Raw genomic sequence first — 22216 nt, forward strand, 5'->3', positions numbered from 1 at the left:
CTCGATATGATGCAACGCCTCGAGCAGCTCAACCGCGATCTGGAGATCGAAGCGCAGCAAGCCGAGCATCCGCATGTGCGGATCAGGATCGGCATCGGGCTCAACACCGGTGCCTGCGTCGTCGGCAATATGGGATCGAGCCTGCGCTTCGACTATTCGGTGCTCGGCGATCCGGTGAACCTGGCCTCGCGGCTGGAGTCGCAATCAAAGACCTACGGTTTCGACATCGTCGCCGGCTCGCGCACCGCGCTCGCTGCCAAGGACGAACTCGCCATCCTCGAAATCGACTTCGTCGCGGTGAAAGGCAAGACCGAGCCCGAAGTGGTTTATGCGGTGGTCGGCGACAAGCAACTGGCTCAATCGGCGGAATTCCAAACGCTGCGCAATCTGACGATCGAGATGCTGGCGCAGTATCGCAGCCGGCAGTGGGACGAAGCTCTGTCAACGATTGCGCGTGGGCGCGAGGCCGACGGCGCCGGCCTGTGTGGTGCCCTTTTCAAGCTCTACGAGGAGCGCATCTGGGCCTTCCAGGTGGTGCCGCCGCCGGACGGCTGGACCGGGGTCGAGCGGCTGCTGACGAAGTAGCGCAGCCGCAGGATGAACAGAGCCTAAATCCTCGCTGCACCGCCGTGACGGTTTGTCACGCGGCCAGAACCCCTTTGCAGGTCGGGCGTTGACCGTCGGTGATGGCGCGGATGGGGACGTCCATGTTGATCGTTCAGGAACGGATCGAGGCTGAGGTGCACCGGCCGGAAGAAGCCGCGCGCGCGCAAGCGCGGCGTGCGACGCTGATCGTCAATACGCATTCGCGCAGCGGCGCGCGTGCCTATTCGCAAGCCAAGAAACTGCTGCTGGAGGCCGGGCTCGAGCTGGAGGCGACGCATCCGGTTCGCCACGCCGAGCGACTGCCGCAGCTCGTGCGCGACGAGGTCGCCAAGGGACGAAAATTCATCATCGTCGGCGGCGGCGACGGCTCGATCGCGGCTGCGGCCGACGTGCTGGCCGGCACGGACGTCACGTTAGGTGTCTTGCCGCTCGGCACCGCCAACAGCTTCGCGCGCTCGCTCGGCATCCCTCTCGATCTGCCGGGGGCGATCGACGTGCTGGCAGGCGGCAAGACCGCGCGGGTCGATCTCGGCCGGATCGGGGATGCGTACTTCGCCAATAATTGCTCGATCGGTCTGCCGGCGAATGTCGGCCGCTCGACGCCGCCGCAGCTCAAGCGCTGGTTCGGTCGCGGTGCCTATGCGCTGGTCGCGGCCCGCGAATGGCTGCGCTACAAGCCGTTCCGCTGCACGATCACCATCGCCGGCAAGGCTCATGTGTTCGAAGCACTCGATGTGCGCATCGGCAGCGGCAACTACCAGGGCGGCGTGCTGATGGCGCCGGACGCCAATCCCGACGATGGGTTGATCAGCGTGCATGTCCTCAAAGGGAATGCGACCTGGGGTGCTGCACGCAAATGGGCGTGCTTCGCCGCCGGCCTGCGCTGTAAGCCCGGCGACGTCGAAGAAATGGAAGCGACCGAAATGACGATCGCGACCGACCCGCCGCAGCATGTCGCGGTCGATGGTGAAGTCACCACCATGACGCCGGTGAAAATCTCCGTCGCGCATGGTGCGCTGCTGGTGCGCGTGCCGCCGGAATTCGAACGATCGAAGCGTCGCGGGCGATGATCTCAATCCTCAGCCGTTGCGTACGGCCTGTTCGGGCTCTTGCAGCGCCTCGGCGCGGGGCAGGGTGAATCGAAACACCGTGCCGCCGCCGGGTTCGGACTCCGCCGCGATCGATCCGCCATGGGCATGGACGATCGACTGCGAGATCGACAGGCCGATGCCCATGCCGGCCGTCTTCGTGGTCGCGAACGGCTGAAACATCCGGTCTCTGATCAAGGGATCGAGACCCGGACCGTTATCCTCGACGGTGATCTCCACCATGCCATCAGGAGCCGGAATGCTGCGGATGGCGAGCGTACGTTCGGACTGATCACGCACTGCTTCCAAGGCGTTGCGGATCAGGTTGAAAAACACCTGTTGGACCTGAACCCTTGTCCACGAACACGGCATCGGCCGGGCCTTGGAGTGTGAGTTCAACATCGACGGGCCGATCACGACTGACGACCGACGCAAGCGCCAAGGCATCCTCGGCGATAGCGCGCAGGCTTTCGACGGTCTTGTCGGTCTCGCCGCGTCCGACGAAGTCGCGCAGTTGCCGGATCACCGCGCCGGCGCGGAGCGCCTGCTGCGCGGCCTTGTCGAGTGCGCCGGCTATCCGCGCGGCCTCGGGGTGGCCGCTGGCCTCCACCAGCCGCCGTGATCCCTGGACGTAGCTCGTGACCGCTGCCAGTGGCTGATTGAGTTCGTGGGCAAGCGCGCTCGCCATTTCGCCCATTGTGCTGAGCCGCGCGACACGCTGTAACTCGGTCTGGAGTTCCTGGAGTCGCTGGTCAGCGGAACGCTGTCGCGCCACGGCGCGCTGATGTTCCAGCTGAAACGCCGCGATCGCGGCGCTGCCGACCGCAAGGATCAACAGGACCGCGGTGATGAGCGCAGCGCCGAGACTTTCGCGGTCGTGTTGCTCCTGGCGCTGCGCCAGCAGGGCCTGTTCGGACTTGATCATCGTCGACAGGTTCGACTCGATGCGCTCCGTCAGCCGGTCGGTGCGGGCCTGCTCGAGGATGTCGAGCGCCTCTTGCTGATGCAGTGGACCGAGCTCGATGACGCGATCGAGCTGCGTCATGCGCACCTCAGTGAGCAGCCGCAGTTCGTCGGTTCGGTTGATCTGGGGCGGATTGTCCAGAACCAGCCGCTGAAGCTGATCGACCCGTCCGGATAACGACCCGCGCGCATGGCTGTAGGTCGAGCGATAGGCGTCGGCGCCGGTCAGCAGAAAGCCGCGCTCGCTCGATTCCGCTTCCAGCACCACGCGCTGGATGCCGGCGATCACCTGCAGCACCTCGTTGGTGTGCTGCACCGAGGCAAAGCTGTCGCGCAGGCGCAGCAGATTAAGGCTGAGAGCCCCGGCGATCAGGATCAGCAACAGCAGGGTGGCGCCGAGCAGCCAGGGGGCCAGCGGCAAATTGGAGAAGGGCTTCCGGTGCATCACGCCAGACTTGTTGCGGGGAGCGTTCTTATAACCGGTTCCCGATGTGAAAATATCGGCTGCGTCAAAACGCGCAGGGCCTCCTTCGGCGAGCTGTTTGCCTGCGTGGATGCTTTCGGCGCCCTCGCGGCTCGGCCGGATAAGCGTTTAGATAAGGATCGCATGGGCTTGTTGACTTCAATCAATCTTCTGCATGGGCGATCCGAAATGGAGCGGGCCGAAGCGGTTCCGGCTGAAACGGAAAAACCATGAGCGATTCAGACAAGGCAGCGCGGCGCGTTCGCGCCAAGATGCACTTGGCCCTGCCTGAAGCGGGAACGACCGCGCGGATACTCTCCGGCTGCGCTGGTGAGGTGCGCGGGACCAAAGTACACAGGCCAAAGCTTGGTTTTGAAGGAGCAGAGTGAATGCCCAACGTTGCCGATCGGATCGTCGAAACTCTGCATCTCGCCGGCGTCCGGCGCATCTTCGGCGTCGTCGGCGACAGCCTCAATGGTTTGACGGAGGCGCTGCGACAGCACGGCGGAATTCAATGGGTGCACGTCCGCCACGAAGAAGTCGCGGCCTTCGCGGCTGCCGGCGAATCCCAGATCACCGGCGAGCTCGCGGTTTGCGCCGGCTCCTGCGGACCCGGCAACCTGCATCTGATCAACGGACTCTACGACGCGCAGCGCACCCGCACGCCGGTGCTGGCGATCGCAGCGCAGATTCCGTCGGTCGAGATCGGAGGAGGGTACTTCCAGGAGACCCATCCGCAGAATCTGTTTCGCGAATGCAGCGTGTATTGCGAGCTCGTCTCCGACCCGCAACAGTTCGATTACGTGATCGAAAACGCAATCAGGGCCGCGGTCGGTCTCCGCGGTGTTGCCGTCGTGGTGATCCCCGGTGACGTGGCGCTGCGCGAGGCGACCAGCCGCGGCGTGGCGCCGGTCGCCGGCCTGCTGCCGCCGGCGGCGATCGTGTCGCCCGCCGATGAGCAGGTCGACGCGCTGGCCAAGCTGCTGAACGAGGCCGGCAAGGTCACGTTGTTTTGCGGGCGCGGCTGCGCCGATGCGCACGACGAGTTGATGCAGCTCGCCGAGGCGCTGAAGAGCCCGATCGTGCATGCGCTCGGCGGCAAGGAATATGTCGAGTACGACAATCCTTACGACGTCGGCATGACCGGCTTCATCGGCTTCTCGTCGGGCTACGCGGCGATGCACGCCTGCGACGTGCTGCTGATGCTCGGCACCGACTTTCCCTACAAGCAGTTCTTCCCCAGCGACGCGCGGATCGCGCAGGTCGACATTCGTGCCGAAAATCTCGGCCGTCGCTGCAAGCTCGACCTCGGAATCGTCGGCGGTGTGCGGGAGACGATCGAAGCCTTGCTGCCGAAGCTGGCCGCAAAGACCGATCGTAGCCACCTCGACCGCAGCCTGGCGAATTACGTCACGTCCCGCCAAGGCCTCGACGATCTCGCCAAGGGGACGCCCGGACGCAAGCCGATCCATCCGCAGTATCTCGCCAAGCTGATCAGCGACGCTGCGGCCGACGACGCGGTTTTCACCTTCGACGTCGGCACGCCGACAATCTGGGCCGCGCGCTATCTCGAGATGAACGGCCGCCGCCGGCTGGTCGGATCGCTGATACACGGTTCGATGGCCAATGCGATGCCGCACGCCATCGGCATTCAGGCCGCTCAACCAGGCCGGCAGGTGATTTCGCTGTCGGGCGACGGCGGATTTACCATGCTGATGGGCGATCTGATCACGCTGACGCAGATGAAGCTGCCGGTGAAGGTGGTGATCTTCAACAACGGCGTGCTCGGCTTCGTCGCGCTGGAAATGAAAGCCGCCGGTTTCGTCGAACTCGGCACCGATCTGGAGAACCCCGATTTTGCCGCGATGGCGCGGGCGATGGGGATCCACGGCGTGCGCGTGGAGGACCCGGGCGATCTGCCGGCGGCGGTGGCCGAGGTGCTAGCCCACGATGGTCCCGCTGTGCTCGATGTGGTCACCGCGAAGCAGGAACTATCGATGCCGCCGAGCATCGACGCCAAGGAGGTCAAGGGCTTCAGCCTGTGGCTGCTGCGCGCCGTGATGAGTGGACGAGGGGATGAGGTGGTCGACCTGGCCAAGCAGAATCTATTGTCGCGTTAGCGATCTCGTTCCCGACGTCATCCTGAGGTGCCCGCGCTTAGCGCGGGCCTCGAAGGATGGGCCGCGAGCACCTTGGCCGCATCCTTCGAGGCGCGCTGCGCGCGCACCTCAGGATGACGACTCTGCCCTCCGCGTCTTCGGAGTTAGTACTGTTCGGCGTCCATCGTCTCGGTCAGGCGATCGAGCAGGACGACCAGCTGGTCCTTTTCTGCGGGCGAGAACCGGCTGAACAGCCGCTTCTCACGCTGGCGTCCGATCGCCTGAAGCTTTTCCGCCAGTTGACGGCCCTGCGGCGTGAGCCGGACGATGGCGGCGCGTCCGCGCGTCCGGGTCTGCTCGATGCTGATCAGCTCGCGATCCTGCAGTGCGCCGAGGCTTCGGCTGGCCGCGGCCTTGTCCACGGTGGCGGCATCGGACAATTCGCTGACGTTGAGAGCGTCGGCCCTGATCAGCACCATCAGCAGACGCCACTCGACCATGCCGACGTCCCAGTTGGCGCGGTAGTACGCGGTCGCGCCGCGGCTGATCCGCAGGCCGATATTGGTCAGCAGCACCGCGACGTGGTCTCGTTCCAGGCCGCCATTGCTGTGCGCCTCTTCCCGAGCATCGCGTTGGACGGCCGACGGCCGGTCAGTGGGCATGACGACAACTCCCGATCAAGACTGGCTGCGATGCACAAGCCTGCGATGCGCGCATTGACGCAGATCAAATTTATTGACAGCTCATTTATTGACATGTCAACATTTACGAAATGGCCGCCGGAAAGGCGGAGCAGAGACGAGGAAACGCAGATGGCAGGTGCCGCTAACGCCGCACGTTACGCCGGCGCGATCGATTGCGATATCCATCCGGCCGTGCCGAGCATGGCCGCGCTGCTGCCTTATCTCGACGACTATTGGCGCGAGATGGTGAAGGTGCGTGCGCTCGACCGCCTGAATCTGACGCCCACCAGCTATCCGCAGAACACGCCGTTGGCCTGCCGTCCCGATTGGATGCTGGACGGCGGCGCCAAGCCGGGGTCGTCGCTGCCGGCACTCCAGCGGGATGTGCTCGACCACTTCCAGCTCGGTCACGGCGTCCTCAACTGTCTGTATGGCGCGCAGTTCTTTCACAGCGAGGACATGGCGGCGGCGTTCTGCCGGGCGACCAACGACTGGTTGCGCGACGAATGGCTGAGCCGGGACTCGCGGCTGCGGGCCTCGATCGTGGTTCCGACGAGCAGCGTCGAACTCGCCGTCGCCGAGATCGAGCGCCGCGCCGATGACCACCGCTTCATCCAGGTGCTGATGCCGGTCAGCGGTGAGGTCACGCTTGGACGACGCCAGTTGTGGCCGATCTACCGGCTCGCCGAGAAGCTCGGCCTGGCGATCGGCGTTCATGCCGGCAGCGCGTATCGCTACGCCACGACCGCCGTAGGCTGGCCTTCCTACTATGTCGAGGACTACGTCGCGCAGTCCTGCGCGTTCGAAAATCAATTCGTCAGCATGATCGCCGAAGGCGTGTTCGCGGAGTTTCCTTCGCTGAAGGTCGTGGCGATCGAGAGCGGACTGAGCTGGCTCAGCGGCTTCATCTGGCGCGCCGACAAGACCTGGAAGGGCGTGCGCGCCGAAGTGCCGTGGGTGACCCGCGCCCCGTCCGAGATCGTGCGCGATCATCTGCGCTTCACCGTGCAGCCGATCGACGCCCCGGACGAGGCGAAGGGATTGCTGCGTCTCGTCGATCATCTGCAATCGGATGAGCTGTTCCTGTCTTCGACCGACTATCCGCATTGGCAGTTCGATGGCGACGACGCTCTGCGGGACGGTCTGCCGGATAGTTTTGTCCGCAACATCCTCAGCGCAAACGCGCTCGCCACCTATCCGCGCCTCGCCAAGTCTCTTCAGCCGCTAGAGGTGGTGTGATGAGTGTGCTCGAACTCGACCGCGACAGGCCGGCCAGATCGAAGCTGCGGGTGATCGACTGCGACATTCATCCGTCGATGAAGTCGTGGAACGAAGTCCATCCGTTCCTGGAGAAGCGCTGGATCGAGCATCTCGCGGTCTATGGCAGCCATCTGCGCCATGCCTTCTCCGAAGCGCTGTCGCATCCGCGGATGTCGCCGGACGCCGCGCGCGTCGACGCGCGTCCGGAGGAGGGCGGGCCGCCCGGCTCCAGCCTCGAATTGATGCGCCGGCAGCATCTCGATCCTAACGGCGTCGAGATCGGCATGCTGATTCCGCTGCGCTGGAATCCGCAGAGTCAGCGCAATCTCGATTTCGGCATGGCGCTGGCGCGGGCGATGAACGACTGGCAGGTCGAGCATTGGATTCGCCGCGAACCGCGACTACGCGCCTCGGTGCTGATCGCGCAGGAAGACGCCGTCGCCTCGGTGCGCGAGATCGAAGCGCGTGCCGGCGACCCGAACTTCACGCAGTTGCTGCTGCTGCCGCGCACCGACGAGCCGCTCGGGCGCCGTCGCTATTGGCCGATCCTCGAAGCGGCCGCCGCCGCCGGACTGCCTGTCGCGGTTCATGTCGGGGGCACCAATGGTCATCCGTCGACCGCCGGCGGTTGGCCGTCCTACTACATGGAAGAGCATCACGCTGTGTCGCAGAACATGCAGGCGGTACTCACCAGCCTGGTGTTCGAGGGCGTGTTCGAGCGCATTCCGAATTTACGTGTGGTGATCATGGAGGGTGGCCTCGGCTGGATACCCTCGCTGGCCGCGCGGATGGACAAGCACTGGGCGCGGCTGCGCAGTGAAGTGCCGCATCTGAAGCGTCCGCCGTCGGACTATGTCCGTGACCACGTCTGGTTCACCACCCAGCCGATGGAAGAACCGGCGACGTCGGCGCAGCTGCTCGACCTGTTCGACCGCATCGGCTGGGACAAGCTGCTGTTCTCGACCGACTATCCGCATTGGGACTTCGACGATCCGCGCTTCGCCTTCAGGGCGACGCTCAGCGAAGATCAGCGCGATCAACTCGTCTATCGCAACGCTGCGGCGTTCTACGGATTCACCAGTTAGCGCCTGCCAGGCCAAGCCGCGGGCGCTCCACGACAAGTTCGATGGCCCGACCATCGACATCAAGAAAAGAGACGGGGAGGACTAAATGTTGAAATCATTGGGCCGGATCGCGGCGCTGCTCGGACTGATCGCCGCCGCCGCGCCGGCCTCGGCGCAGGACGCGTCGTGGCAGCAGGTCGTCGATGCCGCCAAGAAGGAAGGCAAGGTCGTCGTCTACAACATGGCGCTCGGCGCGCCTTACTTCACCGCCGTGCTGAAGTCGTTCGAGGCCAAATACGGCATCAGCGTCGAGAGCCTCGATCTGCGCGCCAGCGAATTGTCCGAACGGATCAGGACCGAGCAGGCCGCCGGCCGCTATCTAGGCGACCTCGAGATCGTCACCACCACGATGATCGAAGAGCAGCTCGCCAACGGCGATTACGTCCAGAAGCTGCCGCAGATCCCCAATGCCGCGAACCTGCGCCCACCGTTCCGCGCCACCGAGCACAGCATTCCTGCCTACGTGCAGTCGATGGGCATCCTGATCAACACCCGCATGGTCAAGGACGAGGACGTCCCGACCAGCTGGGCCGATCTCAACAATCCGAAATGGACCGGCAAGATCCTGTCCGACGATATGCGCCCGCTCGGCAGCGGCAACACCATGTTCGCCCTCCTGCAGCACACCATGGGCGCCGAGTTCAACGAGAAGCTCGCGGCGCAGAAGCCGGTGTTCAGCCGCGACATGCGCAACGACGCCCGCCGCGTCGCGCGCGGCGAGTACCCGATCTACATCCCGCAGGTCTTCGCCTTCGCATCCGACCTGAAGGGGCTGCCGGTCAAGGTCGTGATCCCGAAGGAGGGCGCGCCGTTCGCCGAGATGGATTTCGCGCTGCTCAAGAACGCGCCGCATCCGAACGCGGCACGGCTGTTCATCCAGCACTTCCTCGAGGCCGACTCGCAGCTGCTCTACGCCAACGCCTGGATGTCGCCGGTGGTGAACGGCGTTGCCGAACGCGCCAATGCCGACGCCCAGCCGTTCGCCAAGGCCAAGCTGATCGGTCCGGCCAAGCTGGCCGAGCGTCCGGCGATGATGTCGCTGGCCAAGAAACTCTATCCCTGAGACCGGACCGCCGATGAGCATCTCCGCCGAACTTCCGCCTCGTCCCGTTCCGCGACCCTCGCTGTTCGCCGGGCTCGGCGCGTTCGGCCGCGCGCTCGGCGCCACTTCGGCCGGGCGTTTCATCGCCATTGCACTGCTGATCGCCGTGCTGGCGTTCCTGTCGGTGTATCCGCTGTCGATGCTGCTGTACGGCAGCCTGCACTCGACGCCGCCCGGCGTCGCCGGCGAGTTCAATCTCGACGGCTATGCTGACGTCTTCACCTGGCAGAGCTTCGTCACGCTCGCCAACACCGTCGGCATCTCGCTGGCGAAGACGATCCCGTCGCTGATGCTGGCGATCCTGCTCGCGTGGATCCTCGCCCGCACCGATACGCCGATGCGCGGCACGCTGGAAGTGCTGGTGACGCTGCCGTTCTTCATTCCGCCGATCCTGACCGCGATGGCCTGGGGCATGCTCGGCAATCCGCAGGTCGGATTGATCAACCAAGTCTATCAATGGATCACGGGATCGACCGCGCCGCTGATCAACGTCTATTCCTACGGCGGCGTGGTCTGGCACATGATGCAATATTCGGTGCCATTCCTGTTCCTGCTGATCGTCGACGCGTTCCGGGCCATGGACCCGGGGCTGGAAGAGGCCGCGCGGATGTGCGGCGCGTCGCGCTGGCGCACCTTCCGCACCGTGACGCTGCAGCTCATGATGCCGGCGCTGACCGGCGCCGCCATCCTCAGCTTCGTGCGCGGCATCGAGAATTTCGAATCGCCGCTGTTCTTCGGCTCGCCGGCCGGCATAAGGGTGATCACCACAGACATCTACGACTCGATCAACCAGCGCTCGCCGCCGCAATATCAATACGCCACCGCGATCAGCTTCGTGATCCTGGTGCTGCTGCTTCTGGTGGTGCTGGCGCAGTGGCGGATGCTGAAGGGGCGCAGCTTCACCACCGTCACCGGCAAGGGCTATTCGCCGGCAGTGATGAAGCTCGGCAAATGGCGTTGGTTCACCTTCGCGCTGTGCATGCTGTTCTTCGTCGTCACCGTCGTGCTGCCGGTCGGGCAGCTCCTGATCGGATCGTTCTTCCAGTTCTTCGGCTTCTACCAGTGGGACATGCTGACGCTCGATCATTATCGGGCAGTGTTTTCCAGCGGAGAGTTCTGGCGCGGCTTCCGCAACACCATGCTGCTCGGCCTCGTCGGCGCGACGCTGACGATGCTGCTGGGCGGCATCGTCGCCTATGTGTCGGTGCGGACGCGTTGGCGCGGCCGGATGCTGATCGACGGCATGGCGTGGCTGCCCTGGATGATGCCCGGCATCGTGCTCGGCGTCGGCTTCCTGTGGGGCTTCGCGCTGCTGCCGCACGCGATTCCGATCTACGGCACGCTGTGGGCGTTGCTGCTGGCCTACATCTCGCTCGGCACGCCGCTGTCGGTGCGGGTGATGACCAGCGCCTATGCGCAGCTCTCCTACGATCTCGAAGAGTGCTCACGCGTCCATGGCGCGAACTGGCTGCAGACGATGTGGCGGATCATGATCGCGCTGGCGTGGCCGGCGTTCGCGGTCGGCTGGGTGCTGCTGTTCTTCGGCATCATGCGCGAGCTCAGCGCTTCGGTGCTGCTGTATTCGGTCGGCTCGGAAGTGCTGTCGGTGGTGCTGATGAAGTTGTGGGCGAACGGCAATGCCGAGCAGGTCAGCGTCATCGGCATGATCATGATGGTGATGGTGCTGGTGATCAGGTGGATACAGCTCCGCCTGATCAAGACCCGCATCGGCGCGTTGTAGTGGCAGGGTGACCAGGATGTCGAACGTAACGCTTGAAAAGGTCAGTCGCAGCTTCGGGGATTTCGTCGCGGTCGACAGCGTCGATCTGCGGGTCGAGGAGGGCGAGTTCGTCACGCTGCTCGGCCCGTCGGGCTGCGGCAAGACGACGACGCTGCGCATGGTCGCCGGGCTCGAGCAGAACACCGGCGGCCGCATCAGCATCGGCAACGAGGTGGTCAGCGACGCGGCGAGCAAGTTCGTGGTGCCGTCGGAACGGCGCAGGCTCGGCATGGTGTTCCAGTCCTATGCGATCTGGCCGCACATGACGGTGTTCGAGAACGTCGCCTATCCGCTGCGGGTGCGGCGGCGGCCGAATGCCGAGGTGCAAGATTTGGTGATGCGGGCGCTGCGCCTGGTCGAGATGGAGCGCTTCGCCGAGCGGCCGGCGCCGGCGCTGTCGGGCGGCCAGCAGCAGCGCGTGGCGATTGCCCGCGCGCTGGTGTTCGAGCCCAAGGTGCTGCTGCTCGACGAGCCGCTGAGCAATCTCGACGCCAAGCTGCGGCTGCAGATGGGCGACGAGTTCAGGTCGATCCAGAAGCGGCTCGGCATGACCAGTCTCTACGTGACGCACGATCAGTCGGAAGCGATGGCGCTGTCGGACCGCGTCGTGGTGATGGATCGCGGCCGCATCCAGCAGATTGGTGCGCCGGAAGAAATCTATCGCCGGCCGGTCAACCGCACCGTGGCGGCGTTCTTCGGCACGCCCAATCTGCTCGACGCCAGCGTCGAATCCTGCCGCCGCATCGCCGGCGGCCGCATCCAGCTCGACGTCGCCGGGCAGGGCTGGCGCGGGCCGTGCGACGCCGCTGCCGAACTCACGCCGGGGCAGAGCGTCACCGTGATGGTACGGCCGGAGGATGCGCGCATCGCCGGCCCCGACGCGGTGCGCGGCGAACACGAACTGCAATGGACCGGCCGCATCGCTCACACGATCTTTCGCGGTCCGACCCGCTCGGTGTTCGTCGACACCGAGGGCGGCCGGATCAATGTCGATGCGCCGGCCTTCGGCAACTACGCGATCGGCGACAACGTCAATGTCCTGGTGCCGCAGAGCGCCGCCTGGGCGGTGATCGGTCATAAGGAAGCCGCCTGATGAAAATTCCCTTCAAGGGCGCGGTCGATTGCGACCTGCATCTGTCCGCGCCGCGGATGTCGGCTCTGCTCCCCTATATGGACGAGTACTGGAGCGATCAGTTCAGCAATCGCCACATCGATCGCTTCGCCTTCACCATGAGCAGCGACAATCCGATCCTGCCGCTGCAATGGCGGCCGGACTGGAAGGCGGGCGCTGATGAACCCGGGTCTGAACTCGATCGGCTGCGCAGCCGCGCGCTCGATCAGTTCGGTAGCAGCATCGGCATCGTCAACGTCATCCACGGCGCCATCGCGCTGTATCACGGCGACATGGCGGCGGCGATCCTGCGCGCCGTCAACGACTGGACCGCCGACAAGGTGTTGTCGCAGGAGTCGCGGCTCCGCGGTTCGATCCTGGTTTCGCTGCAGGATCCTGCGCTGGCGGTGGCGGAGATCGAACGGCTCGCCGGCAATCCAGGTTTCGTCCAAGTCCTGCTGCCGGTGATCGGCGAACTGACCATCGGCCGCCGCATCTACTGGCCGGTGTTCGAAGCGGCCAGCCGTGCGGGACTGCCAATCTGCCTGCACGCTGGCAGCCTCAATCGCCATGCGCCGACCGGGGTCGGCTGGCCGTCTTACTACGTCGAGGACTATGTCAGTCAGTCGGCCGGATTCGAGGCCTCGCTGGTCAGCCTGCTGGCCGAGGGCGTGTTCCAGAAGTTTCCGGATTTGACCTTCGTGCTCGCCGAGTCCGGGGTGACGTGGATGCCGTCGTTTCAATGGCGGCAGGACAAGATGTGGCTGGGCGTCCGCACCGAGCTGCCGTGGATCGACCGCATGCCGCGCGAGATCATCCGCGAGCGGGTGCGATTGACGCTGCAGCCGTTCGACGCGCCGCCGGATGCCGCCATTGTCGAGCGCCTGCTCGACCATCTCGGCTCCGACGAGATGCTGCTGTTCTCGACCGACTATCCGCATTGGCATTTCGACGGCGATGACGTCGTTCCCGACGGCTTCCCCACCGATCTCTTACGCAAGATCGCGATCGACAATCCTCACGCGACCTATGGCCGCCTGCGTCAGGGCGGCGAAGCTACCAAGAGCCTGGAGGTCACCGCATGAATCAGCAGCTCGTCGATCCGCTTCGCCCCGAAGATAAGCGCGCCGCCGCTTCCATCGTCGACTGCGACGTCCACATCACTGCGCGCTCCGCGGTGGATCTGTATCCGTGGCTACCCGCGCGCTGGCGCGAGCATGTCGAGACCATCGGCGCCCATGTCCGTTCCGGCGTTTATAATCAGGAGCCGCATCCGCGGATGATGGCGCGCGGCATGCGCGCCGATGCCTATCCGGAAGAGGGCGGGCCGGCCGGATGCTCGCTGCCGCTGCTGCAGCGCCAGCACCTCGATCCCAACGGCATCCAATTCGGCATGCTGATCGCGCTCGGCCGCGGCATTTTCGAGGAGCGCAACCAGGCGTTCGCCGCCGCGCTCTCGACCGCGATCAACAATTGGCAGTTGGAGAAGTGGGTCGATCCCGAGCCGCGGCTGATGCCGGCGATCATCGTGCCGCAGGAAGATGCCGAGGTCGCGGTCGCCGAGATCGAGCGCTGCGCCGCCGATACGCGCTTCAAGCAGATCCTGATCTCGCCCAAGTCCCTCGAGCCGCTCGGCCGCAAACGCTATTGGCCGATCTACGCCGCGGCAGAGCGCGCCGGCCTGCCGCTGGCGTTCCATCCCGCCGCGATCGGCGGCGGGCATTTCTCTTCGGGCGCGGGCTCGCCGACCTATTACCTTGAGGAGCACAACACGTTCGGCACCATCACCCAGGCGGTGCTCACCAGCCTGATCTTCGAGGGTGTGTTCGAGCGATTCCCTGGGCTCAAGGTCGTCGCCGTCGAAGGCGGCTTCACCTGGGCGCCGATGCTGGGCTGGCGCATGGACAAGTACTGGAGCCGGCTGCGCGCCGAGGTGCCGCACGTGACACGGCCGCCGTCCGAGTATTTGCGCAGCCACATCTGGTTCACCACCCAGCCGATGGAGGAGACGCGCAAGCAGGCGCATCTGCGCGACGTGATCGACTGGCTCGGCTGGGACCGGCTGATGTTCTCGAGCGACTATCCGCACTGGGACTTCGACGATCCGCGCTACGCCTTCAAGATGCCGCTGTCGGACGAGGAGCGGCGCAAAGTCTTCCACGCCAACGCCAAGGTTCTGTACGGACTGCCATGATCAGACACATCGTCGCCAAGACCGCCGAGATTCCCGCCGGCACCCACCGCATCGTCGACGTCTCCGGCCGCCAGGTCGGTGTCTTCAACGTGAACGGCGAGTTCTTCGCGCTGCTCAACCGCTGCCCGCACGGCGGCGCCGAGCTGTGCAAAGGGGCCGTCACCGCGCTGGTGCAGCCCTCCGGCGTCGGCCAGTACGCGGTGTCGCGCAAGGGCGAATTCCTGCGCTGCCCGTGGCACGGCTGGGAGTTCGAAATTCGCAGCGGCCAATCCTATTGCGATCCGGCCCGCATAAAGGCGCGCAAGATCGACGTCGCGGTCGAGCGCGGCGAGGAACTCGTCAAAGGTCCGTACGTAGCGGAAAGCTACGACGTCACCGTCGAGGACGACTATGTCGTCCTCAGCCTCTAACAACAAAAATCCAGGGGAACGCATGAGCAGGACAGGATTTCGCGGAGTGATGAAGACGGCTTTGGCCGTGGTTGCCGGCGTGGCGATCGCCGCTGGGCTGGCGACGCCCGGTGCCGCGCAGGTCGCGGGCTGGGACAAGGTCGTCACCGACGCCAAGGCGGAAGCGGGCCTGGTGCTTTACACCGCGCTCGTCGGCGCGCCATCGACCAAGGCGGTCGCCAAGGCGTTCGAAGCCAAATACGGCATTCCGGTTCAGGTGCTCGAAGCTCGCGCCAGCGAGCTGCGCGAACGCATCCGCACCGAGCAGACCGCCGGCCGCTTCCTCGGCGACGTGATGTTCAACTCGGACAATCAGGCGATCATCATGAACGCGGAGGACAAGTCGCTGGCGCCGCACGGCGAGGTGCCGAACGCCAAAAGCCTGACAGGTCAGTTCAAGGACGACGGCCTCAGCGCGCCGGTGATGACCATCAACTACGGCATGCTGATCAACACCAAGCTGGTGCCGCCTGGCGAAGAGCCGAAGAGCTGGCGCGATCTGACCGATCCGAAATGGAAGGGCAAGATCCTGTCCGACGACATGCGCGCCGTCGGCGGCGGCTACGTGATGTTCTTCGTCACGCTCGAGAAACTCGGCAAGGAGTTTCACGAAAAGCTCGCCACCCAGAACCTGCAGTTCACCCGCGAGATGCGCGAGGCGGGCCGCCGCGTCGCGCGCGGCGAGATGGCGATCTACGTCCCGTTCATCCTCGGCGACATCAAATACCTGAAGGGGCTTCCGGTGAAGACGATCGTGCCGACCGAGGGCGCGCCCTATGTCCAGTACTCGGCAGCGGTGCTGAAGAACGCGCCGCATCCGAACGCCGCGAAGCTGTTCACCGACTTCATGATGTCCGAAGAGGTGCAGAAGATCTACGCGGTGGACGGCTACGGCATCGTGCGGTCGGGCGTGCTGGAGAAGCTGTCAGCGGAGGAGCGGGAGATTTCGGACGTGAAGCTGATGGGCGGCTCCGACCCGATGCGGCAGAACGAGATGCTCGACCTCGCGCGCAGCATCTACAAGTAGATCGTCGATTTTCCACCCAGCGCCGCCGTTCCCGCCGGCGGATGGCCGCGCCCAAGACGTCTGCGCCGCCCGTGGCGTGGCGCGCCGGCGCACGACCTTTCAGCGCCCGATCGGAAGCGGACGCCCGTCGATGATGGCCTCCATCGAGAAATACGACGTGACCGTTTCCAGCTCGGTCTTGTTGATGATGGTCTGATAGACCTTGTCGTAGTTGCTCATGTCGCGCGCTGCGATCTTCAGCATGTAATCGAAATCACCGCTGATCCGATAGAACGCGACGATCTCGGAGATCGATTCGATCTGCGCCCGGAAGCGCTTGAGCCACTCGGCGGAGTGCCGCCGCGTCCGCACCATCACGAACACGGTCATCGGCACGCCGACCGCCTCCTGTGAGACCCGCGCGCCGTAGCCGGTGATCGCGCCGCTCGCTTCCAACGCTTTCAGACGCCGCCAGAACGCATTTTGCGACAGGCCGACCTCATCGGCGAGCTCGCGCTGCGAGCGCGACGAGTCGGCCTGCATGGCCGCTAGGATGCGAAGGTCAATTTGATCGATCTTATGGGCCATTATTGGGTCAAACTCATCAAATTGTGCCGTACAGCAGGTAAAATATGTGAACATTCCCCCGAACTCAATCACTAATCTCCTCCTTCAGACGGCCGCTTGTGTAGCGAAGCAGAAGGGGCGTCGGGGGCGATGATCGAAGGCGTGCCGGATCTTTCCGGTCTCGCGGCGCAGGACACGACATCTGATCGTCCTGCCTGGCGCCACTCGACGGCTCGCGGGGTACGTGAAGTAATGACGACGGTTCAGGTTGCGATGGCGCGGAATCTTGCTGCAGAGCCCAAGCGGGTCGTGGGCCTGTTCGGCAAGGAAGCGGCCGAACAGGAGTGGGTCAGGAACGCCGTCGACATTCTCGAGGCGGATGCCCGGCGCTCGGCCGACACGCATCTGTTTCGCGTACGTTTCCCGGGCCTTCAGGGCCTCGACGTCTACTTCAAGGACGAGAGCACGCACCCGACCGGCAGCCTCAAGCATCGCATGGGCCGGTCGCTGATCATGTTCGGACTCTGCAATGGTTTGATCGGGCCGGGGACGACGCTGGTCGAGGCGTCGTCGGGATCGACGGCCGTCTCGGAAGCCTATTTTGCCGAACTGCTCGGCCTGCCGTTTATTGCAGTGGTGCCGCGCTCGACGTCGCGCCAGAAAGTGTCGACCATCGAGCGCTTCGGTGGCCGCTGCCATTTCGTCGAGAAGTCGTCCGAGGTCTATGCGGCCGCGCAGCTGATCGCCGCCGAGCTCGGCGGCCACTATCTCGATCAGTTCACCTACGCCGAACGCGCGATCGACTGGCGCACAGGCAATATCGCCGAGAGCATCTTCAAACAGATGGCGGGCGAGCGCCACCCGGTGCCCGAGTGGATCGTCATGAGCACCGGCACCGGCGGCACGTCCGCGACCATCGGCCGCTACATTCGCTTCAGCCGGAAAAGCACGCGGCTGTGCGGCGTCGACGTCGAGAATTCCTGTTTCTTCGAAGCCTATAAGTCCGACAGCCGCACCGCTAACTGCGTCCGCGGCTCGCGGATCGAAGGCGTCGGCCGCCCGCGGGTCGAGCCGTCCTTCGTGCCGACCGTCATCGACCAGATGATGCGCGTACCGGATGCCGCGTCGATTGCCGCCGCCCGCGTGTTGTCCGCGCGTCTCTCTCGCCGCGTCGGCGGATCGACGGGCGCGAATTTTATAGCACTGTGCTGGTGCGCGTCGGCGATGTTGCGCGACGGCCGCACGGGATCGCTTGTGACGGTGCTGTGCGATGACGGCGAGCGCTACTCGGACACGTACTACAACGATACTTGGCTGGACGAGCAGGGCATCGACATCGCGCCCTATGCGGCGGCGATCGAGCAATTTCTCGACTCCGGCGTGTTCGAGATGCCGGGCGATGGCGCGGGATTTGAATGTACGGGGCGGCCGCTCCCGGCCTCAGCACAACCCGGCCGCGAGCCGGGCCTCAGCGCGAACTTGAATATTCTGTGAGCGACGAACTCAGGATTGCATCGAATGCCGATCGAGAACTGGACATCGCGTTATCTGGACGAACTGAAGGAGTTTCGTCACGATCTGCATCGCAATCCCGAGTTGCTGTACGACGTGCATCGCACCGCGCAGCGGGTCGCGGCGCGCCTGCGTGAAGCCGGAGTCGACGAGGTTCATGAGGGCATCGGCGGCACCGGGGTCGTCGGAATCATTCACGGCCAGTCGCGCAACTCGGGCCGGATGATCGGCCTACGCGCCGACATGGATGCGTTGCCCATTCTCGAGGCAACTGACGCCGAATGGGCCTCGCAGGTCCCTGGCAAGATGCATGCGTGCGGTCACGACGGTCACACCACGATGTTGCTCGGTGCGGCGCTCGGGCTCGTCGAAAGCCGGGCGTTCGATGGCGATGTCGCGCTGATCTTCCAACCGGCGGAAGAAGGCGGCGCCGGCGCCAAGGCAATGCTGGAAGACGGATTGCTGAAGCGTTTTCCGATCCAGGAATTCTACGGCATGCATAATCGCCCGGGTCTTCCGCTCGGCGCATTTGCGACCGGTGCCGGCGCCCAGATGGGCTCGGTCGACGAGATCATTATCACCATCGAAGGGCGAGGCGGTCATGCCGCCCAGCCGCATGCGACGATCGATCCGGTCGTGATCGCGGCGTCGTTGATCCAGGCGGCTCAATCCATCGTCGCCCGGACCATCGATCCGCTCAAGTCGGCGGTGGTCTCGATCACGCAGATGGCGGCCGGCGATGCCTTCAATGTCATTCCGCAGACGGTGACGTTGCGCGGCACGGTGCGCACGCTCGACGAAGCTACGCGCGACGCTGTCGAAGCACAGCTGCGCATGCTGACCGAGAGCATTCCGGCTGGGTTTGGTGCGACGGGCTCGCTGTCGTACCTGCGGCACTATCCGGTGATGCGCAATGCCGAGATCGGCGTCGAGCGGGCGGTTGCGGCCGCCGGAGCCGTCGCCGGTGAAGCGCAAGTGAATTCGGAGATGGCGCCCACGCTCGGCGGAGAAGACTTCGCCTTCATGCTGAACGAGCGTCCAGGCGCGATGATCATGATCGGCAACGGCGACAGCGCGCCGCTGCACCATCCGAAATTCGACTTCAACGATGATGTCATCCCGTGGGGCTGTTCGTACTGGACGACGCTGGTCCGCCAGCGCCTGCCGCTCGGTTGAACGACATCCATCGAGGAAGAGCGTTCTGAAAAATGCGCCGCTCGGAGATCGATCACCTCGTAACGCCGGGAAATTTGGTGACCCGCTGTCGTCGATTTTTGCAATACCTCCACAGCGGAAGTTCGATGGCAAGTAGTAACGAACAGCGCTGGACCGACGCGGAATAGATGCAACTGGGCGAGTTAGACAACAAACAAGGAAGCGGAATGTCCGAGTCGGAAAAAGGTCACGGCGGCAGGCTCCCTGCGGAGCTCGATCATGTCATCGTGCTCGTACACGGCGAGCTCGACCAGGCCGCTGCGGCCTATCAGGCTCTCGGGTTTCATCTGACGCCGCGTGGTCACCATTCTCTCGGATCGTCCAACAATCTCGCGATCTTCAAGAACAACTATCTCGAACTGCTCGGCTATGAACCCGGCAAGAAGCAGCAGCGTCCCGAGCAGTGGCATGATCCGAAAGGACTCTCTGGCATCGTCTGGCGTTGTCCAGATCCGGCGCGCGCGCAGCTCAATGCGGCGCATGCCGGCGTGGCGGCTGAGAAGCCGCTGGATTTCGTCAGGCCGGTCGATACCGGGGCAGGGACGTTCGACGCGGCCTTCACGGTGCTGCATCTGCCGAAGCAGGGCTTCGATTACGGCCGCACGTTCTTCTGTCACCACAAGACACCGGAGCTGGTGTACCGGCCGGAATGGCAGACGCATCCGAACGGGGTCGAGAACATTTCCGAATTCGTGTTCTGCGGCGACGATCCGCGGTCGGCGCTCGGCTTGTTCGAGGGCATGTTCGGTCCGGGACTATTGAAGGAAATCCCCGGCGGCGTGGCGTTCGACGCGGCCGAAGCGCGTGTCGTCGCTCTGACTCGCGAGGCGGCAACGCAGCGTTATGGCGCCGACGCGCCGCTCCCCGAAGCCGGCAAGACGCAGATGGTCGGCCTCGGCTTCCGCACCAAGTCGCTCGCGCAGGCGCAGACGGCGCTGCAGGCGGGCGGCGTGCCGTTCACCGTAAGCAGCGGCCGACTGCGTGTCGGACCAGCACACAGCTACGGCGTCGTGATCGAGTTTTCCAAATAAACGGACCCAATCAGTCGGCGTGAAGCCGCAGAGACAAGCATCGAAGGAGACGTGAATGCGTGCAGTGTTGCTTCGTGACCATGGCGGTCTCGACCAGATGAGTTATGTCGAGGACTTTGCCAAGCCGGAGCCGGGCGAGGGCGACGTGCTGATCAAGGTCAAGGCGACCTCGTACAATTATCACGACATCTTCACCCGCCGCGGCATGCCGGGCATTCGCATTCCGATGCCGATCATCATGGGGATCGACATCGCCGGCGAAGTCGAGGCGCTCGGCGCCGGCGTCGAAGGCTGGAAGGTCGGCGACCGCGTGCTGATCGACCCGATCAACCGCGTCGAAGGCGGCCTGATGGGCGAGACGCGAAACGGCGGGCTTGCCGAATACTGCGTCACCCGCGCGCATCAGCTGATCGCGCTGCCCGACGATATCTCGTTCGAGCAGGCGGCGAGCCTTCCGGTTGCCTACGGCACGGCGCTGCGGATGATGACGACCATCGGTCACGTCTCGGCCGGCGAGAAGGTGTTGATCCTCGGCGCCTCGGGCGGCGTCGGCATCTGCTGCGTGCAGCTCGCCAAGGCGGTGGGTGCCTATGTGATCGCTTGCGCCGGATCGGCCGAGAAGGGCGAGCGGCTCAAGGAGATCGGCGCGGACGAGGTCATCCTCTACAACGAAGTCGACTTCATGCAGGAATGCCGCGCCCGCCACGGCAAGCCGCGCGCTGGCAAGGCCGCCAAGGGCTCCGGTGTCGATCTCGTGGTCAATTTCACCGGCGGTGACACCTGGGTGCCTTCGCTGAAGTGCCTGCGCAAGGGCGGTCGGTTGGTGACTTGCGGCGCCACGGCGGGCTTCGATCCGAAGGAAGACATCCGCTTCATCTGGACGTTCGAACTTCAGATCCTCGGCTCCAACGGCTGGGAGCGCGAGGACATCCTCGAGCTGTTCGAGCTGATGCGGGCCGGGAAGATGAAGGCGGTCATCGACAAGACCTTCCCGCTGCAGGACGCGATCGAAGCGATGGGCATTCTCGAAGCCCGCAAGGTGCTCGGCAAGCTCGTGGTGACTCCATGAGCGGCACGGCGAAGCCGCTCGACATTGCCGGCCTGCAGGCGATGGCCGACAGCGCGCCGTTCATCGCGTTCTGTCAGCTCAAGGTCACCGAGCTCGACCTCGAACAGCAGACCCTGACGATGCTGGCGCCGTTCCGTCCCGAGTTCGAGCGCGGACGCGGCACCAAGCAGTGGCACGGCGGTCCGCTGGCGTCGATCATCGACACTGTGGGTGATTTTGCGTTGGCCATGCTGGTCGGTGGCGGCATCCCGACCATCAATTTCCGCGTCGATTATCTGCGCCCCGCGGTCGACACCGATCTGACCGCGAAGGCGACGGTGCGTCGTCTCGGCCGCAGCGTCGGGGTCTCCGACGTCGATCTGTTCAACAACAAGGGCGCCCTGGTGGCGATCGGCCGCGGATCCTACGCGATCCCTGCCGGCGGCTGATCATCGCCAACGAACACAGACACATTCACCAAATTCCGGACCGGAGTGATCAATGAGCAGCATCAACAGACGCGAGTTTCTGGGCACATCGGCGCTGGCGGCGGTTGCCGCGGGATTGCCGTTTGGATTTTCGTCACCCGCATCTGCGCAGGGTACACCGAAGAAGGGCGGCGTGCTGGTGGCGAGCTGGGGCGGGTTCGAGCCTCAGGCCGTGTTCGTGCCGGGCGGCGGCGGCTCCAGTCCGCTGATCAGCTCGACCAAGATCCTCGAGCCGCTGCTGCGGCAGGACAGCAAGGCCGAATTCTTCCCGGTGCTCGCCACCAGCGTGAAGCCTTCGGCCGACTTCAAGTCCTACGACATCGCGCTACGCAAGGGCGTAGTCTGGCACGACGGTCAGCCGTTCACGGCCGACGACGTGATCTTCAGCATGAACAAATACTGGCTGCAGACCATCGCCAAGGCGGCG

At 64.7% G+C, this 22216-nt stretch carries 22 protein-coding genes; 18 read left to right on the top strand and 4 right to left on the bottom strand.

Annotated elements, in window-relative coordinates:
- Together I5M_RS08690 and I5M_RS08695 are read left to right on the top strand one after the other, a co-directional pair.
- The coding region (locus tag I5M_RS08690) for an adenylate/guanylate cyclase domain-containing protein (protein WP_031335916.1) at positions 1-585 on the top strand (585 nt) is incomplete at its 5' end.
- A gap of 122 nt (positions 586-707) precedes the next feature.
- On the top strand, positions 708-1676 hold the full coding sequence (locus I5M_RS08695; protein ID WP_031335917.1) for a diacylglycerol kinase family protein: 969 nt from the start codon (positions 708-710) through the stop codon (positions 1674-1676).
- 9 nt (positions 1677-1685) lie between these two features.
- On the opposite strand, the gene I5M_RS34185 is transcribed toward I5M_RS08695, so the two are convergent.
- Both I5M_RS34185 and I5M_RS29385 read right to left on the bottom strand, forming a co-directional pair.
- Positions 1686-1994 (bottom strand): sensor histidine kinase, encoded by a 309-nt coding sequence (locus I5M_RS34185; protein ID WP_307705333.1) that lies wholly within the window; start codon positions 1992-1994, stop codon positions 1686-1688.
- The gene (locus I5M_RS29385) at positions 1987-3102 is read right to left on the bottom strand and encodes a sensor histidine kinase (RefSeq protein ID WP_307705335.1); all 1116 of its coding nucleotides are present in this window, start codon (positions 3100-3102) and stop codon (positions 1987-1989) included. Before I5M_RS29385 ends, I5M_RS34185 begins: the two co-directional genes overlap by 8 nt.
- A gap of 407 nt (positions 3103-3509) precedes the next feature.
- Here I5M_RS29385 and poxB point away from each other — a divergent pair, with 407 nt between their 5' ends.
- A complete protein-coding gene (gene poxB, locus I5M_RS08705) occupies positions 3510-5240 on the top strand; it encodes a ubiquinone-dependent pyruvate dehydrogenase (protein WP_022721042.1) in 1731 nt (576 codons plus the stop codon).
- A 143-nt stretch (positions 5241-5383) separates the two neighbouring features.
- On the opposite strand, the gene I5M_RS30890 is transcribed toward poxB, so the two are convergent.
- Positions 5384-5881 carry a MarR family winged helix-turn-helix transcriptional regulator gene (locus tag I5M_RS30890; protein WP_022721043.1) on the bottom strand — a complete coding sequence of 166 codons (498 nt, stop codon included), beginning with the start codon at positions 5879-5881 and terminating at the stop codon, positions 5384-5386.
- Positions 5882-6031: 150 nt separating this feature from the next.
- Here I5M_RS30890 and I5M_RS08715 point away from each other — a divergent pair, with 150 nt between their 5' ends.
- The 9 genes from I5M_RS08715 to I5M_RS08755 all read left to right on the top strand — a co-directional run bounded on the left by I5M_RS08715 (position 6032) and on the right by I5M_RS08755 (position 15949).
- Positions 6032-7141: an amidohydrolase family protein gene (locus I5M_RS08715; RefSeq protein ID WP_022721044.1), complete on the top strand. Its 1110-nt coding sequence runs from the start codon at positions 6032-6034 to the stop codon at positions 7139-7141.
- Positions 7141-8247, top strand: a complete 1107-nt coding sequence (locus I5M_RS08720) for an amidohydrolase family protein (RefSeq protein WP_022721045.1) — start codon at positions 7141-7143, stop codon at positions 8245-8247. Before I5M_RS08715 ends, I5M_RS08720 begins: the two co-directional genes overlap by 1 nt.
- Before the next feature lie 85 nt (positions 8248-8332).
- Positions 8333-9349, top strand: a complete 1017-nt coding sequence (locus I5M_RS08725; protein WP_022721046.1) for an ABC transporter substrate-binding protein — start codon at positions 8333-8335, stop codon at positions 9347-9349.
- Positions 9350-9362: 13 nt separating this feature from the next.
- The gene (locus I5M_RS08730) at positions 9363-11129 is read left to right on the top strand and encodes an iron ABC transporter permease (RefSeq protein WP_022721047.1); all 1767 of its coding nucleotides are present in this window, start codon (positions 9363-9365) and stop codon (positions 11127-11129) included.
- Positions 11130-11145: 16 nt separating this feature from the next.
- Entirely contained in the window at positions 11146-12261 is a 1116-nt protein-coding gene (locus I5M_RS08735) for an ABC transporter ATP-binding protein (RefSeq protein ID WP_022721048.1), read from the top strand.
- Positions 12261-13364 carry an amidohydrolase family protein gene (locus I5M_RS08740; protein ID WP_022721049.1) on the top strand — a complete coding sequence of 368 codons (1104 nt, stop codon included), beginning with the start codon at positions 12261-12263 and terminating at the stop codon, positions 13362-13364. The genes I5M_RS08735 and I5M_RS08740 overlap by 1 nt, the downstream gene beginning before the upstream one ends.
- On the top strand, positions 13361-14473 hold the full coding sequence (locus I5M_RS08745) for an amidohydrolase family protein (RefSeq protein WP_022721050.1): 1113 nt from the start codon (positions 13361-13363) through the stop codon (positions 14471-14473). The genes I5M_RS08740 and I5M_RS08745 overlap by 4 nt, the downstream gene beginning before the upstream one ends.
- On the top strand, positions 14470-14883 hold the full coding sequence (locus I5M_RS08750) for a Rieske (2Fe-2S) protein (protein ID WP_022721051.1): 414 nt from the start codon (positions 14470-14472) through the stop codon (positions 14881-14883). The genes I5M_RS08745 and I5M_RS08750 overlap by 4 nt, the downstream gene beginning before the upstream one ends.
- A gap of 49 nt (positions 14884-14932) precedes the next feature.
- A complete protein-coding gene (locus I5M_RS08755; RefSeq protein WP_022721052.1) occupies positions 14933-15949 on the top strand; it encodes an ABC transporter substrate-binding protein in 1017 nt (338 codons plus the stop codon).
- 99 nt (positions 15950-16048) lie between these two features.
- Here I5M_RS08755 and I5M_RS08760 read toward each other — a convergent pair whose 3' ends face one another.
- Positions 16049-16516 (bottom strand): Lrp/AsnC family transcriptional regulator, encoded by a 468-nt coding sequence (locus I5M_RS08760; protein WP_022721053.1) that lies wholly within the window; start codon positions 16514-16516, stop codon positions 16049-16051.
- A 231-nt stretch (positions 16517-16747) separates the two neighbouring features.
- On the opposite strand from I5M_RS08760, the gene I5M_RS08765 reads away from it, so the two are divergent.
- From I5M_RS08765 to I5M_RS08790, 6 genes are all read left to right on the top strand, one after another.
- Positions 16748-17989 carry a PLP-dependent cysteine synthase family protein gene (locus I5M_RS08765; protein WP_022721054.1) on the top strand — a complete coding sequence of 414 codons (1242 nt, stop codon included), beginning with the start codon at positions 16748-16750 and terminating at the stop codon, positions 17987-17989.
- A gap of 24 nt (positions 17990-18013) precedes the next feature.
- The gene (locus I5M_RS08770) at positions 18014-19183 is read left to right on the top strand and encodes an amidohydrolase (protein ID WP_022721055.1); all 1170 of its coding nucleotides are present in this window, start codon (positions 18014-18016) and stop codon (positions 19181-19183) included.
- 206 nt (positions 19184-19389) lie between these two features.
- On the top strand, positions 19390-20253 hold the full coding sequence (locus I5M_RS08775) for a VOC family protein (RefSeq protein ID WP_022721056.1): 864 nt from the start codon (positions 19390-19392) through the stop codon (positions 20251-20253).
- Between the two features lie 55 nt (positions 20254-20308).
- Positions 20309-21322 carry a zinc-binding dehydrogenase gene (locus I5M_RS08780; protein WP_022721057.1) on the top strand — a complete coding sequence of 338 codons (1014 nt, stop codon included), beginning with the start codon at positions 20309-20311 and terminating at the stop codon, positions 21320-21322.
- Entirely contained in the window at positions 21319-21750 is a 432-nt protein-coding gene (locus I5M_RS08785; protein ID WP_022721058.1) for a PaaI family thioesterase, read from the top strand. The genes I5M_RS08780 and I5M_RS08785 overlap by 4 nt, the downstream gene beginning before the upstream one ends.
- A 52-nt stretch (positions 21751-21802) precedes the next feature.
- The coding region (locus tag I5M_RS08790) for an ABC transporter substrate-binding protein (RefSeq protein ID WP_031335920.1) at positions 21803-22216 on the top strand (414 nt) is incomplete at its 3' end.

This window comes from Rhodopseudomonas sp. B29 (assembly GCF_000333455.1).
GTDB lineage: Bacteria > Pseudomonadota > Alphaproteobacteria > Rhizobiales > Xanthobacteraceae > Rhodopseudomonas.

Bases quoted from the DNA above. Each gene is read 5' to 3' on its own strand.
- I5M_RS08695 (WP_031335917.1), top strand. From the start codon at position 708: ATGTTGATCGTTCAGGAACGGATCGAGGCTGAGGTGCACCGGCCGGAA.
- I5M_RS29385 (WP_307705335.1), bottom strand. From the start codon at position 3,102: ATGCACCGGAAGCCCTTCTCCAATTTGCCGCTGGCCCCCTGGCTGCTC.
- poxB (WP_022721042.1), top strand. From the start codon at position 3,510: ATGCCCAACGTTGCCGATCGGATCGTCGAAACTCTGCATCTCGCCGGC.
- I5M_RS30890 (WP_022721043.1), bottom strand. From the start codon at position 5,881: ATGCCCACTGACCGGCCGTCGGCCGTCCAACGCGATGCTCGGGAAGAG.
- I5M_RS08715 (WP_022721044.1), top strand. From the start codon at position 6,032: ATGGCAGGTGCCGCTAACGCCGCACGTTACGCCGGCGCGATCGATTGC.
- I5M_RS08720 (WP_022721045.1), top strand. From the start codon at position 7,141: ATGAGTGTGCTCGAACTCGACCGCGACAGGCCGGCCAGATCGAAGCTG.
- I5M_RS08725 (WP_022721046.1), top strand. From the start codon at position 8,333: ATGTTGAAATCATTGGGCCGGATCGCGGCGCTGCTCGGACTGATCGCC.
- I5M_RS08730 (WP_022721047.1), top strand. From the start codon at position 9,363: ATGAGCATCTCCGCCGAACTTCCGCCTCGTCCCGTTCCGCGACCCTCG.
- I5M_RS08735 (WP_022721048.1), top strand. From the start codon at position 11,146: ATGTCGAACGTAACGCTTGAAAAGGTCAGTCGCAGCTTCGGGGATTTC.
- I5M_RS08740 (WP_022721049.1), top strand. From the start codon at position 12,261: ATGAAAATTCCCTTCAAGGGCGCGGTCGATTGCGACCTGCATCTGTCC.
- I5M_RS08745 (WP_022721050.1), top strand. From the start codon at position 13,361: ATGAATCAGCAGCTCGTCGATCCGCTTCGCCCCGAAGATAAGCGCGCC.
- I5M_RS08750 (WP_022721051.1), top strand. From the start codon at position 14,470: ATGATCAGACACATCGTCGCCAAGACCGCCGAGATTCCCGCCGGCACC.
- I5M_RS08755 (WP_022721052.1), top strand. From the start codon at position 14,933: ATGAAGACGGCTTTGGCCGTGGTTGCCGGCGTGGCGATCGCCGCTGGG.
- I5M_RS08760 (WP_022721053.1), bottom strand. From the start codon at position 16,516: ATGGCCCATAAGATCGATCAAATTGACCTTCGCATCCTAGCGGCCATG.
- I5M_RS08765 (WP_022721054.1), top strand. From the start codon at position 16,748: ATGACGACGGTTCAGGTTGCGATGGCGCGGAATCTTGCTGCAGAGCCC.
- I5M_RS08770 (WP_022721055.1), top strand. From the start codon at position 18,014: ATGCCGATCGAGAACTGGACATCGCGTTATCTGGACGAACTGAAGGAG.
- I5M_RS08775 (WP_022721056.1), top strand. From the start codon at position 19,390: ATGTCCGAGTCGGAAAAAGGTCACGGCGGCAGGCTCCCTGCGGAGCTC.
- I5M_RS08780 (WP_022721057.1), top strand. From the start codon at position 20,309: ATGCGTGCAGTGTTGCTTCGTGACCATGGCGGTCTCGACCAGATGAGT.
- I5M_RS08785 (WP_022721058.1), top strand. From the start codon at position 21,319: ATGAGCGGCACGGCGAAGCCGCTCGACATTGCCGGCCTGCAGGCGATG.